The following is a 13,813-nucleotide window of genomic DNA, read 5'->3' on the forward strand; positions in this document are numbered from 1 at the left end:
TTACGCATGCACTTCATAGAAAAAACAGCCTTAGTCACCGGAGGGGCTTCCGGTCTGGGCGAGGCCACTGTCCGTTTGTTTCATGAACAGGGAGCCAATGTGGTTATTGTTGATCTCAACGAAACACGCGGAACAGCCCTTGCCGCTGAACTGGGCGAACGGGCTCGTTTTGCCAGAACCAATGTGGCCGACGAAGCCGATGTGCAGGCGGCGGTCGATCTGGCGGTTAATACGTTCGGCGGGGTTCACATTGCGGTCAACTGCGCCGGTGTAGCCGAAGCCCGGAAAACCATCGGGAAGGTCGAAGGCGTTTACGGGCCCCATTCACTCGCTGCCTTTGAGCGGACCATCAAAATTAACCTCATCGGCAGCTTTAATGTGATCCGGCTGGCGGCGTTTGCCATGGAGAAAAATGCACCCAACGACGATGGCGAACGGGGTGTACTTATTAATACCGCCTCTGTAGCGGCCTACGACGGGCAGATTGGCCAGGCGGCGTATTCGGCGTCGAAAGGCGGAATAGTTGGCATGACCCTGCCGATTGCACGGGACCTGGCGAAGAGCGGCATCCGGGTGATGACCATTGCGCCCGGCTTGTTCGAAACGCCGTTGCTGGCCGGTTTACCGGAAGAAGCCCGTATTTCGCTGGGGCAGCAGGTACCGTTTCCGTCGCGGCTGGGCCGGCCACAGGAATATGCGATGCTGGCGAAAGCTATCGTCGAAAACCCGATGCTGAACGGTGAAGTGATCCGTCTGGATGGGGCGATCCGGATGGCCCCGAAATAAAGCCGGTACGTATAGTATTGCTGGAGCAGGCTCAGGCCTGTTCCAGCGTAGTTTTAATTTTTACGACCACATCGGTTGATACACCAACCAACGAAGCGATCTTCTCAACCGTGAAATCGGTTTGGGTCAACAGATTTTGAATGAACAACTTATTCTGTTGTTCAATGCCCTGTGCCAGGCCCTGTCTCATGCCCAGCTTTTCGGCCCGATAAAGCAAAAATTCTTCAAGTCCCATGTTTTTTGGCTGGTTGGTTATCGTATCAATCTGTTCATCAAATTTACTAATACTGTCGGGGTTCTCAAAACGGATGTAGAAACGGAGAAAGTTTAATAATGTCCGGATCTTGGGTTTTGAGTATGACCTGATCAATAGGCGTTTAGCTAAGTCTACTTTTAAATCGAATAATTGCGTTTCTGTTAACCGGCGCTTTTGTAGCGCTAACAATACCGTCATGATAACAACGGCAAACGGATTGGGGTTTTGACTCAGTAGCGCCTGATCCTGCTCAATTACTTTGTAGACATTGTACCGATACGTAAGGGTGGTCCCCAATAAAGATGACTCATAAAACTCAGGTTTAAATGAGCGGTAGCGGTCAGTTAAAATTGCAAATGCCACTACGGACTGCTGATACTTGTCGAAAATGCGGGCATAGTACTCGTACATCCGTTTGGCAAATGCATTATCACGGTAGCCCTGTACTTCGATATGAACCAGTATCCAGGCTTCAGTGCCCTGCCGGGTAAAGACTTTGATCAGTTTGTCGACATAACGCGGTTGAAATTCGTCTTCCGCCGGCGGGAATAACTGATTTAACTCTTTGTCGAGAAAGACAAACCCTTTGTCGAAGTCAAAAATCTGTTCTGCATCAGGGATAAAAAATTGCAGAAAGTCGTCAAAAATATCCTCTAGCAGAGATTTCCAGAGCGAGTCATCACGCTTCATATTGGCAGAGAAGTTGTTTGTGCCTATAAGACTGACTAAGTGATCATTCGATACGGTCAGCGTTGTATTTTGCAGCATGAAACCGGTCGTACTGCTTTTCCTGCTGCTTCCCTTGACCTTACCCGCTCAGTCGCTGACTCAGACCATCCGGGGGCGCGTTACCGATAAAACAACTAAAACAGGATTGCCGGGGGCTACCCTTCTGGTAGTGGGCACGCAGCATGGGGCTGTTGCAGATCGGGAAGGCTATTTCCGGCTGGATGAGGTGCCGGTTGGCCGGCAGACGCTGCGGGTGTCGTATGTCGGCTACCGCGAAATTGTGCTGACTAACCTGATTGTAAATTCAGCGAAAGAACTGATTATACAGGCAGAACTGGACGAATCGGTCGTGATGGCGAATGAGGTGATTGTCAAAGCCAAAGCCGATAAGGCAAAGCCAATCAATGAACTGGCGGCGGTCAGCGCCCGCGTGTTTACCGTCGAGGAAACGAGCCGGTATGCCGGTGCGTTTATGGATCCCGCCCGGCTGGTTACCAACTTCGCCGGTGCTCAGAACCCACGCAACGACCGGAATGATGTGGTTGTACGGGGGAATTCGCCGCTGGGTGTGCTGTGGCGGCTCGAAGGGGTAGACATTCCCAATCCCAATCACTTCGCGTTTCTGGGCTCATCGGGCGGGATCAGCATCCTGAATACCAACACACTCGCCAACTCCGATTTTCTGACGGGCGCGTTTCCGGCTGAATATGGGAACCGCACCGCCGCGGCCTTCGACCTTAACCTGCGTACGGGCAACAACGCCCGGTACGAGTATACCGGTCAGGCGGGAATCGGTGGTCTGGAATTTGGCATCGAAGGCCCCGTTCAGCGGAAAAAGCATAGCTCCTTTATGGCCAGTTACCGGACATTTTCGCTGAAGTCAATTGAGCAGCTGGGCCTGAAACCAGCCGTCACGGGTGGTCTGCCCGACTTTCAGGACCTGACGTTTAAACTCAATCTGCCGTCGGAGAAATGGGGGAGTATTACCGTCTTCGGCCTTGGTGGTAAAAGTACCTACCATGAGCGTGATGATACCGGTGCCCGCAATGATCTGGGCTCCGGCATGGGTGTAGCCGGCCTGACACACCTTTATCATTTTTCGCCCAAAACCTACGGAAAACTATACCTGTCCTGGTCGGGCAGCGAGACCACAGAACAAGACCTTAACACCAGCCAGCAACTGACGCAGGACCTGCGGATGAATTACCAGCAGGTGCAGGGGCGGTATGAGGTGGTGCAGAAATTTACCGCCCGCAACCTCATCAAGGGCGGCATTACCGTCAACCGCATTTACTTCGATTTTCTGGAAAAGCGTTATTCGGGCAAAACGGTCCAGACCCGTTTCGACGACCGGAGTCAGGCAACGCTATGGCAGAGTTATATTCACTGGCAACACCGCTTTAACGACCGCCTGACGATGAACAGCGGCCTTTATTTCCAGTATTTTGGCCTGAACAGTACACAGCGGCTCGAACCACGCTGGTCGTTGCAATGGCAGGCGGCTCCGCAACACCGGCTGTCGCTGGGGTATGGATCGCACAGCCAGACGCAGCCGCTGGCGCATTACACCCGCCTGTATACCTACACAAACCGCCCTGCGCAGCAGACCAACCATGGCCTGGACTTTACGAAAAGCCATCATCTGGTGCTGAGCCATGACTGGTCGTTCCACGAAAACTGGCGGCTGAAAAGCGAAGCCTATTATCAGTCGCTGTACGATGTGCCGGTCACGCTTCGCCCTTCCCCGTTTTTCTCAACGATTAATACCGGTACCGTTGAGCAGGGCGTGCTGAACATCCCGGACAGTCTGCTCAACGCCGGTGCCGGGTATAACACGGGTATGGAGTTTACGCTGGAAAAGTTCTTCCGGCAACGAGCCACCCTGGAGCCCCATTACCTGCTGGCTACGCTCTCGGTCTTCCGGTCGAGATATCAGGGAGCAGACCACATCTGGCGCAATACGGCCTTTGGGAATCAGTATGTACTGAACCTGCTGGCGGGTTATGAGTGGGCCGTTGGCCGCGCCCGGAATAATGCCCTGTTGGTTGATGTCCGGTTCAGCGCGACAGGTGGTAAACCGTATATTCCGGTTGATCTTGCTGCGTCGGTTAAGGCGAAAAGTGAGGTACGCGATACAAAAAACGCGTACCAGACCCGGCTGGCACCTTATCAGCGGATTGATCTCAAAACGTCCTTTCGTTTTAACCGGCCCAAAGCCAGCCATTATCTGTTTGTCGAACTCACCAATCTGCTGAGTGAGGAGGTGGCATTAACCGTCCGTTACGATAATGCTACAAAGTCGGTCAGAACGCAGTATTACGGGTTTAAACTCCTGCCGCTGGCCGGTTATCGCATCGGCTGGGGAAAGACTAAGGCGCGGTAAAGCTGTTGGCTTTGAGCCATGTTCTGCACTGGGCAAACCAGTCTTCTTTTGCCGGTGCTTTAGAAAAACCGTGTGCCCCGGTCGGGTAAATATGCATACCGGCCGCTACGCCATGGCGCAGTAAGGCTTCGTAAAAACGCAGGCTGTTGCCAATCGGCACCACGGTATCATCGCCGGCATGGAGCAGAAACGTCGGTGGCGTTTGCGTCGTTACCTGCAGGTCGTTGGAAAACAGGTCAACCTGCGCTTTGGCAGGCGAGGTGCCCAGCAGCCGTTCCCGGGAGCCTTTGTGGCCCAGACTGTCGGAGAAACTGATGACCGGATAGACCAGAATCATAAAATCGGGGCGGAGGCTGATGCCATCGGGATGGCTGATATAGGCTTTTGAGAAGTGCGTACCGGCTGTGGAAGCCAGATGACCACCCGCTGAGAAACCCATGATACCAATCTTTGCCGGATTGACACCCCATTCACCGGCCCGCTGCCGGACGAGGCTGATGGCTTGCTGCGCGTCCTGCAAAGGCGCAATGGACTTATCCTTGTTGGTATTGTCGCCCGGGAGCCGGTATTTCAGGACGAAAGCCGCAATACCCAGCTCATTCAGCGCCTGCGCCACGTCGTAGCCTTCGCGCTTCATTACGAGGGTGCCGTACCCGCCACCCGGACAGACAATGACGGCCGCCCCCGTTGCCTTGTCGCGTGGCGGCAGGTAAATGCTGAGCGTTGGCCGTGATACCTTCGATACTCCCTGGCTGGCATTTACCACTTCCTCGTCGGGGGCATCGGTGTTATTCGGAATAGCACCCGGGTACAGGGGAATGGCCTGCTGGGCGTTGCCCGTCAATGAGAAAAAGATACCGGCGAGGAGAAAACCGGCCGTAAGGACACGTTTGAATGAAAGCATGAGTAGTAAGAGACAAGAGGGCCTGGTCTTTATAAGGCAATAAAACCGTATTTTTAACCCATCGGAAACGGATTAATCAACTATATGAAACACATTTTTCTTTTCACGCTTACGCTTATCTTGTTGACGCATACACTTCAGGCCCAAACCGATACGGCTTCCGTTGTAGTGCCGGTTGGTGGTAACTCGTGGATGAACCCGTCCGGGTCCGAAAAAATCCGGAATGAGGGACTGAGCAACTGGCTACACCCGAATACGTGGCTGCAAACCTACGTCTGGGTAACAACTCCCGGAAAGCTGCGGGTGGCAATTGGTGGAACGGTGCCGGAGGGGAGCAGTACCTTGCGTGTATCGGTGCTGGGGCAGGGGAAAGAAGTGCAGCTGCCGGCAAAACAATCGGGCGATGCCCTCGTCGGTGAGTGGGATGTGCCGGTTAAAGGATACGTACTGATTGAGACAGAAGGCCTGTCGAAAACGGGGCGCGGGTTTGCTGAAATAAGCCATTTGCGGTTAAGCGGACCGGCATCGAAAGGCGCTCAGTTTGTGCGGAACAATGAAGGCAATTACTTCTACTGGGGTCGTCGCGGGCCGTCGGTACACCTGAACTATCCGTTGCCTGCCGGTAAACAGATCGAGTGGTTCTATAATGAGCTGACCATTCCGGAGGGGCAGGATGTGATCGGGTCGTATTTTATGGCGAATGGGTTTGCCGAAGGGTACTTTGGCATACAGGTCAATTCGCCGACAGAGCGCCGGATTTTGTTCTCGGTCTGGAGTCCGTTTAAAACCGATGACCCGAAAAGCATTCCTGACGATCAGAAAATTGTCATGCTCAAAAAAGGCGAAGGGGTGTATACCGGCGAATTCGGCAACGAGGGTGCAGGCGGGCAGAGTTTTCTGCGCTACAACTGGAAGGCAGGCAATACCTATCGCTTTTTGCTGCGCGGCCAGCCCGTTGAGAATAACAGCACGATATACACCGCCTACTTCTACGCACCGGAACAGAGCAAGTGGCAGGTGATTGCCAGCTTTAAACGCCCCGCCACATCGACGCACCTGATGCGGTTACATTCATTCCTCGAAAACTTTATCCCTGCAACCGGTAACCACAGCCGTATGGCCCGTTATGGTAATCAATGGGTCCGGGATACCGGCGGCGTGTGGCACGAACTGACGCAGGCCCGCTTTACCGGCGATGCCACCGCCCAGAAAGGCTACCGGCTCGACTATGCCGGCGGGTTGGCCGATGGTGCCTTTTTTCTGAAAAACTGCGGCTTTTTTAGTGAAAACGTGCCGTTAAAGACCGAATTTACCCGTCCGGCAACCGGAAAAGCACCGGACATTGCGCTCGACAAACTGCCTTAACTGTAGCTGGTTATTCTGAAAAACACGCGGCCCGGTCAACAGACCGGGCCGCGTTCATGTAGTAAAGGCAGGTATTCGAAACGGTTGTTTAACCACGTTGTCCGTAGCCACGGGGGCCGTCTCCACGGGGGCCGTAGCCACCTTTATTGTCATACCGGTTGTTGCTGCCCTGAAAGGCAAGCAGCTTCTGGCGTTGTACGGGCGTTAATACCTCAAAAATCTCCTGTTGTTTTTTCTGCTCCAGCTCACGTAGGTTTCTGTCTGACAGGTACCGGCCTTTGTTGATCACCAGCTTGTCGTACCGGTTTTCAATTTTATTAATCGCTTTTTCCTGCTGGAATGACAGCTTGACCACATGGTCTAACTGGTCAAGCTTAAACAAATCGACTTTGTTGTCAATCTGTTGTGCCCTGTTAAGCTTGCTTTTCTGCGCCGGCTGATCATAACCACGCTGCGCAAATGTGTTACCGATAGCAAGGGTCGTAACGAGGGCGAGGGTCAATAGGGTCGTTTTCATGATGTCTGTTCGTTTTTTGTTGTTTCTGAAGGTTAGAGGCCATCTGGTGGTCGGCGTTTAACGGGCCATTGGCAAGAGTCGACAGCAGAGCGGTATGTGTCGATCAATGCATCTTTTTTGCCGACAGAAGTTACATTTGATACGCGTTTTTTATCAGTTCATCCGGCTTTTTTTACGGTTTACCCGTTCGCCCGGAGCAGCAGGCAGTAAAAATGGCTCTTTGTGATAGTACCTAACGGATAGGTGCATGTGGTAAACAACAACCATTCACAATGCGAACGATTGTATCAAAAGTCATGGCGACCTTGTCGGTTGCCGCCGTTTTGACGCTGGCGGCCTGTCAGCCGGATCAGAAAACAATTTCACCGGACCCGAACCAAGGAAAAACGCCCCCGAAAGATACCACCCGGCCAAATCCGAATAACGGGGGGGATGTCAGTGTTTACAAACGGGTTAAGATTGCCTGGTCGGCCAGTGATTATGTAGAATATGTTATGGATGGAAGCAATAAAATCCTGCGCTATTGGTCTCAGTACATTTATATCCAGGGAACCGATAAGCTACATCTGCGTTTTTACGATTTCGTTTATAACGAAAAACAGGAAGTTAAACGACTGCTGCTGGACAATGGCGCATATGTGACGTATACCTACTACGGCGGTCAGGTTAGCCATACAGAAGAGTTTGCTGCCAACGGTAAGTTGCTGGCAACCCGTGATTACAGCTACAGTGCGGACGGCAAACAACTGACGGGCATTCAGGAATACCAGTTTCTGGGTACCGTCAAAAGCGGTATGCGTTATGAATTTGCCTACACGAACGGGAATCTGACGGAGATACGGCAACTACAGGAAAGCTCTGAAAAGGAAGGGGTTTATGCGTTGGGTATGGTCACGCGTTTTGCACAGTATGACCGGCAGAAAAACGTAGAAAACCTCAGTACGATTTATCCGTACCTGCCCGATGTGGTTTTTCGCGTCAATAACCCCGGGCTGGTTACGTTTTATAATGCGGATGGCACGGAAATCACGAATGCCCGGAAGCAGTATACGTATACGTACAACGCTCAGGGGTATGTACTGACCCGCAAAGAGTCCGGGGCAGGTGGTACCTCAAGCGCTGATTATACGTACACCGGTTTATAATCGTCTTCAGGGCGTTCGGTCAGGCCTGAAGCATCAGCGACCGGACACCGATGGTTTCGTAATCCTTTGACGCTAATTCCGGAGCCAGCTTCTGCAGTTCGGTTGGTGCAGGGAACGCTTTATGAAGAGTACTGGCTGTCATGGCATTTTGCTTAATGGAGAAATAAATCTCGTTCAGAAATGCATCGGCTACCAGACCCATAACCGGATCGATACTGGCAAAAGGCAATTTAGTGTACTGAGCCGTAATACGGATAACGGCGCTCTTTTTACCTGGCACTACATTATTGAACCACTTGTCGCCCCGGTCGGCAATCGCCATCAGGTCATGAGTCTGCGTCTGGTGGCCCGATTCCAGTTCAATAGCACGTTTGAGCGTTGTGTTATAAAACAGATTACGGCCAATGTCTGTCGACAATTGTTTCAGCAAACAGGCTGTTACCAGATTCGTCAATAAATGATGAGCTTGCCGGACACGTGCAACCGGCGATTTGGTTAGCTCGCTAATCCGTTGCAGATACGCTTCAGAGGCGAAAAGTTTCGTCGTTTGAGTCATAAACGTTTCCATAGTCTTGTATAGCTGTATAAAAGGTACATACGTATTTGTGGGCATTTAGATTTTTGACAATCAAGGTTTTTTTGACGATTCATGATCAAATGCGTCACTGTTAGCTTAACAAAAAAAGGGCGGGTATGCCAGAAGCCCCGCCCTTTTTGCTGCAAAAAATGTGCCTTTATTTTGTTAAAATGCGTACAACTACGCGGGATGATTGCTGTTTCGAGGTGTATACTTTATGGGTAGCCTTCTGGAAATCAGCTTCTGTAGCCTGATAAATGTTAACGAATTTTTGCGGATTACGATCCACCAGCGGGAACCAGGAACTTTGTACCTGCACCATAATTCTGTGCCCTTTTTTGAACGTATGCGCTGCATCCTGCATGTCAAACTTCACTTCTGTCACCTTATTCGGAACCATTGGCTCAGGTTTTGAAAAACTTTTCCGGAATTTAGCCCGCATGACCTCACCCCGGATAAGCAACTGAAAACCGCCCATTTTGGTGGTTGGAACCGGACTGTCGTTGGGTGCATTATCCGGATAAACGTCGATCAGCTTGACCACAAAATCGGCATCGGTACCCGTTGTGGAAACAAACAGATCGGCCATAACATTGCCGGAAATCGTCACGTCTTCGTCCAGCACATCCGACTCATAAACCAGTACGTCGGGCCGGACAGCCGCAAACCGCTGGTCTTCGTACATAAAGTCGCTGCCCCGGATAATCCGGATTTCGTTGGTAAACGGTACCGGCTTTTTCGGGTCGCTGATGTACTCGTCAGGCGTACTGTTACCCGCCGGCGGCGTAAACGACAGCTTGCCGTTCGGGTGGAGATACAGGCTTTTTTCTTCCGTATTTTTCGGCGGCCACTGGTCATATTTTTTCCACTGGTTAGAGCCGGTTTCAAAAATATACGCTTTCGGAAGTTTCGGATCCGGCGTACCTTTCAGGTAGTGATTAAACAGCGGGAACTCGATGTTTTCACGATAAAACTGACTGGTCTTATCCCCGAATTTGATGTTCCCGAGCGATTCGCCGGTCGAGCGTGCCCAACCGCCGTGAATCCAGGGCCCCATTACCAGCAGATTCGGCGAGGCAGGGTTGTTGCGTTCTACACCGGCATAGGTTTTCAGCGGGCCGTAGAGGTCTTCCTGATCAAACCACCCACCCACCGTCAGCATCGCCGGTTTGATGTTTTTCAGGTGCGGGACCGGGGTACGGGCCTGCCAGAACGCATCGTACGTTTCGTGGTTCATCATCTCGTTCCAGATACTATTCTGCCCTTTGAAGTACTTCTCATTGGCGTTTTTAATTGGCCCGAGGTCCATGTAAAATTTGTAGGAGTCAGGCGTGATATAAGCCGAGAAGCCGGGGGCACCCTTAGGCGTCGGCTCCGGACGCGGCTGACCATACGACGACAGAAAGGCAAACGTGCCCATCAGAAAAAACGCGCCGTTGTGGTGCCGGTCGTCGCCCATAAACCAGTCGGTAACGGGGGCTTGCGGCGAGGCGATTTTCAGGGCAGGGTGGGCGTCAATAGCCGTCATGGTTGTGTAGAAACCCGGGGCCGAAATCCCCCATGTACCTACTTTACCATTGTTATTCCGGATGTTTTTAAGCAGCCACTCAATACTATCGTAGGTATCCGAGCTTTCGTCGATGTCGGCTGGTTTTTGCTTGTTCGGGTTATGCGGTCGCACGCCGACAAAGGTGCCTTCGGACATGTACCGGCCGCGAACATCCTGATACACAAAAATGTATCCGTCTCTGGCAAACAGCATCGACGGCCCCAGCGAGGTTTTATAGGCATCTGCCCCGTACGGAGCCACGCTGTATGGCGTCCGGTCAAACATGATCGGATAGGTCTTCGTACTGTCTTTCGGCAGGTAGATCGACGTAAACAGCTTCACGCCGTCGCGCATAGGCACCATCCGTTCGATTTTGGTATAGTGCTGCCGGATGTACACAGAGTCTTCCTTGTTGACCAGAGACCCTGGCCGCTGCTGGGCGATAACAGGGCTACCGGCCACCGCCAGTAGCAGCCCCGGCACAAGTCCGGAAAGCGCTTTCCGGAGAGTACGTTTTGTGCTGATGAAATTCATGTAAACGGTTAATTTATTTGTCTCCTGCTTTACCCGACGTGGCTTTGGCCGGAGCTGATGCACCTTTGGTGGCCCGGGCCTTGATGTGTGCATCCATAAGTTTTAACAAATACGCATTTGAGTACGGCCGCCAGCTATGACCGCCGCGTTCGCCGTAGGTAAATGAGCCCTCAAATGCCGGATTTTTGGTTTTGGTCAGAAAGTCTTCCATGTGATATACGCCCACATTGAGGTAGAAGTCATCCATCCGGCCGCAAATTACGTTTAATTTTCCAACCAGCTTCGGCCCGACGGTTGCCCAGTTTTTTTCGAGGTAATAGCGCATGTCGAAATGCTCTTTCCAGTACTGCGCCACTGACGGATCCATCACGCCGGTTTTCTTATCGAACAGCGGTTTGAAATAGCCGTCTGATCCCACGGGCCCGAATACCGAACTCCAGATGTCGAGCTGCCCGCCCGAACGTCCTTTGGTACCGTTAACCAGTTCCATGGTATTGCGTTGCTGCGAGGTCAGCCGGACTTCGCCCGTGGGCGGAATGCGGGTGTTCGGCGTCGGTACGCGGTACCATTCGTGCTCTTTGTAAAATGCGTTTTTGTCGGCGTAAATATTAATCCCTTCCACGTTGCGGAAATCAAGCGGATCGGGCGCGAACGACCACGTACCCCCGTAAAAATCCGGATACAGTACCTGTAGCGCAAACGACTCCCAGCCCCCCGTCGAACCACCGGTCAGGACCCGGGCGTAGCCTTCGCGGATGCAGCGGAACTGTTTTTCGATTTCAGGAATCAGTTCCTCATGAATGGCATCGCCGAACGGCCCGTTGTTTGCCGAATTAACCGCGTACGAATCATCGAAATAAGGCGTCGGGTGTTGCAGCGTAATGGCGATAAAGCGTGGCAGCGTATCGGAGCCCCAGGCCTGATAGAACTCATTTTTAGGATCCTCGGCAAAACGGAACGGCGGGGCCACTGAAAAATGCCCCTGCTGATAAACCGTCGGATAATACCGGTTTGGCTCGGTTTCGTAGCCTTTCGGGAGCAGAATCGTTGCGCCGATATAGATCGGATGACCCCAGAATTTCGTCAGTTTCGGGCTTTGAATTTTGATGTGTTTCACCCATTTGGTGTCGGCCGGCACTTGAATGGGCGGAATAACCGTGGTGACCTGTAACCGCACCGTTCCACCTTTGGCCGGATCGATACTGACCTTCTGCACCGCGCTGTAGACATTGCCCGGCGACCGGCGCCAGTCCTGGCCTTCCCACTGGTCCATGTGCATCCAGACCGTATGGCCGTCGGCGCGCTTAAACTCCGTATACTTGTTCAGGACGGCCTGAATGTAGTACTCGCCCTTCGGAATATCGCCGAGGGCATTGATCGGATAACCGAGCGTTGATCCATCGATGACAACCGGTTTGCCGGGTGTCAGTTTCTCAAAATCGACGCCGAAAAACTGGGTGCCGTAGCGGCCTACCTGCAACCGGGGTTCAAGGCTGTCTTTCCGCGCAATGACCAGAAACATGCGGCCGGTCAGGGGTGTTGCGGAGACGGAGGCCGGAAAGCTGATTTCGAACCGGAGCGGTGATTGCGCCCATGCCCGCTGACTAAGCAGCAGGAGCATGAGCAGCCACCGGATTAGGGATTTATTGATAAGCATATACAGTAGGGGAAAAGGGTAAGGAAAGAATTATTGCGGGTTTTTGGCGTCCCATTGTATCTCGGCAAACGGCCGGATCAGCTGGTCATACACCTTGTGGTTGGGCTGGTCATTCGGTAGCTGGGCCAGACGACCATACCGGCGCATATCGAACCATCGGTGGCCTTCGGTATAGAGCGAGTACCGGCGCTGCGTCAGCAGTTCGTCGATAAGCCCGTCCTTGCTGTTGATAATAGCGGGTTTGGCCGTTTCCAGCGTTGGCAAACCGGCAGACGTACGGATACGGTTCAGGGCTGATACGGCATCAGCCAGTTTACCGGTCTGAATCATGGCTTCGGCATACATCAGGACCAGTTCTTCGTTCCGGATAATGGAGATCGGAGCGGTACTGGTCGTATAAAGATACACATCGTAGTTGCCGATAATACCACTCAGGGCCCTTGACGAGGTTCGTTTCACTACTTTTTTTACACGGCTGTCATTGGCTTCGGCCTGCGTAATAAACAGATCCTGCGCAACCCGCGGGGAGGCCGTGGTATTCAGCTGCTGAAATAAAGGATTTGTCGCATCGCCGGACGTGGTTGAATAGGTAAAATTAGGGCCGGTCGTCAGCGCGCCGGTCAGGCTCAGGAATGAATCATTCAGCAGGGTAATCATGCCTGCCCAGTCCTGCTGATACATGGCCGTACGGGCGGCCAGTGCGCGGTTAAATTTGCGGAACGTCTCCGGCGTATTGAAGCCGGCATAGCCGCTGGTCATTGTGAACGCAAACGCCGATCCACCGGCCGTCAGCTGTGTGGCGCCTTCGTCGAGCAACCGCCGGATTTCGGCAAGTCCTTCTTCGTAAGACACAAACGGTCCTGGCTTCAGCATATCGCCCGGACTGTATAAGTCGCTGAATTTGATGCGGATTCCGTTTTTGTACTGCATGTTCAGCATATTCAGCATGACGTAGGCCTTCACCGTTGCTGTATAACCGCGGATGCCCTGCTTTTCGGCCTCGGTCAGGGCACCGGGAGCTGCATTTTCGGCCGATATTCTGAAAATGTCGGCCCGGCGGCGGGTCTGGGCATAATCGGCATAGTAGCCGTTAAAGAGGGTAGTGGCGCTGAATCCACCGTTGGTCGAGCCCAGCAGTTCGGTGGTCCAGGTCAGTTCGGTAGAGGCGAGGTTATAGGCCTCACGGCCGATGGAACCCGTTACCAGAATGAAGTTGGACAGGCCGTTCCGCATCACCGACTGTACGCCGATACCAAGCTGGTTGATCTGAATCCGTGACGCATTGGTGATGAACGATTCAATGGCCGGGTTGTTGGGGTCAATCGAGTTTTCGACCTCAAAAAAACTGCACGATGGGGCCGTAAATGCCAGACCGGCCAGCAATAACAAGTGTTTTATAGACAATTTCATG

Annotated in this window: 11 protein-coding genes; 4 read left to right on the forward strand and 7 right to left on the reverse strand. The window is 52.7% G+C overall.

Going from position 1 to position 13,813, the window contains the following annotated elements; genetic code table 11:
- Nucleotides 1-6: 6 nt before the first annotated feature.
- The gene (locus BLX24_RS05895) at nt 7-786 is read left to right on the forward strand and encodes a 3-hydroxyacyl-CoA dehydrogenase (RefSeq protein WP_071502148.1); all 780 of its coding nucleotides are present in this window, start codon (nt 7-9) and stop codon (nt 784-786) included.
- Nucleotides 787-817: 31 nt separating this feature from the next.
- On the opposite strand, the gene BLX24_RS05900 is transcribed toward BLX24_RS05895, so the two are convergent.
- Nucleotides 818-1,732 carry an Rpn family recombination-promoting nuclease/putative transposase gene (locus BLX24_RS05900; protein WP_071502335.1) on the reverse strand — a complete coding sequence of 305 codons (915 nt, stop codon included), beginning with the start codon at nt 1,730-1,732 and terminating at the stop codon, nt 818-820.
- A 76-nt stretch (nt 1,733-1,808) separates the two neighbouring features.
- Between BLX24_RS05900 and BLX24_RS05905 the strand changes: the two genes are divergently transcribed.
- Nucleotides 1,809-4,154 carry a TonB-dependent receptor gene (locus BLX24_RS05905; RefSeq protein ID WP_071502149.1) on the forward strand — a complete coding sequence of 782 codons (2,346 nt, stop codon included), beginning with the start codon at nt 1,809-1,811 and terminating at the stop codon, nt 4,152-4,154.
- Here BLX24_RS05905 and BLX24_RS05910 read toward each other — a convergent pair.
- Nucleotides 4,141-5,058, reverse strand: coding sequence for an alpha/beta hydrolase (locus tag BLX24_RS05910; RefSeq protein WP_071502150.1), 918 nt, complete (start codon nt 5,056-5,058; stop codon nt 4,141-4,143). The genes BLX24_RS05905 and BLX24_RS05910 overlap by 14 nt on opposite strands.
- Nucleotides 5,059-5,142: 84 nt before the next feature.
- On the opposite strand from BLX24_RS05910, the gene BLX24_RS05915 reads away from it, so the two are divergent.
- Complete coding sequence (locus BLX24_RS05915) at nt 5,143-6,423, forward strand: DUF3472 domain-containing protein (RefSeq protein ID WP_071502151.1); 1,281 nt, start codon at nt 5,143-5,145, stop codon at nt 6,421-6,423.
- A gap of 88 nt (nt 6,424-6,511) precedes the next feature.
- On the opposite strand, the gene BLX24_RS05920 is transcribed toward BLX24_RS05915, so the two are convergent.
- Nucleotides 6,512-6,940, reverse strand: coding sequence for a hypothetical protein (locus tag BLX24_RS05920; RefSeq protein ID WP_071502152.1), 429 nt, complete (start codon nt 6,938-6,940; stop codon nt 6,512-6,514).
- A gap of 272 nt (nt 6,941-7,212) precedes the next feature.
- Here BLX24_RS05920 and BLX24_RS05925 point away from each other — a divergent pair, with 272 nt between their 5' ends.
- On the forward strand, nt 7,213-8,085 hold the full coding sequence (locus tag BLX24_RS05925; protein ID WP_071502153.1) for a hypothetical protein: 873 nt from the start codon (nt 7,213-7,215) through the stop codon (nt 8,083-8,085).
- Nucleotides 8,086-8,104: 19 nt separating this feature from the next.
- Here the strand turns inward: BLX24_RS05925 and BLX24_RS05930 are convergent, their stop codons facing one another.
- From BLX24_RS05930 to BLX24_RS05945, 4 genes are all read right to left on the reverse strand, one after another.
- The gene (locus BLX24_RS05930; protein ID WP_071502154.1) at nt 8,105-8,653 is read right to left on the reverse strand and encodes a hypothetical protein; all 549 of its coding nucleotides are present in this window, start codon (nt 8,651-8,653) and stop codon (nt 8,105-8,107) included.
- A 166-nt stretch (nt 8,654-8,819) separates the two neighbouring features.
- Entirely contained in the window at nt 8,820-10,745 is a 1,926-nt protein-coding gene (locus tag BLX24_RS05935) for a CocE/NonD family hydrolase (protein WP_071502155.1), read from the reverse strand.
- A gap of 13 nt (nt 10,746-10,758) precedes the next feature.
- Nucleotides 10,759-12,402 carry an alpha/beta hydrolase-fold protein gene (locus BLX24_RS05940; RefSeq protein WP_083421819.1) on the reverse strand — a complete coding sequence of 548 codons (1,644 nt, stop codon included), beginning with the start codon at nt 12,400-12,402 and terminating at the stop codon, nt 10,759-10,761.
- A 30-nt stretch (nt 12,403-12,432) separates the two neighbouring features.
- On the reverse strand, nt 12,433-13,812 hold the full coding sequence (locus BLX24_RS05945) for a RagB/SusD family nutrient uptake outer membrane protein (RefSeq protein WP_071502157.1): 1,380 nt from the start codon (nt 13,810-13,812) through the stop codon (nt 12,433-12,435).
- Nucleotide 13,813 lies beyond the last annotated feature (1 nt).

It is taken from the genome of Arsenicibacter rosenii, assembly GCF_001870735.1.
Classification (GTDB): Bacteria; Bacteroidota; Bacteroidia; order Cytophagales; family Spirosomataceae; genus Arsenicibacter; species Arsenicibacter rosenii.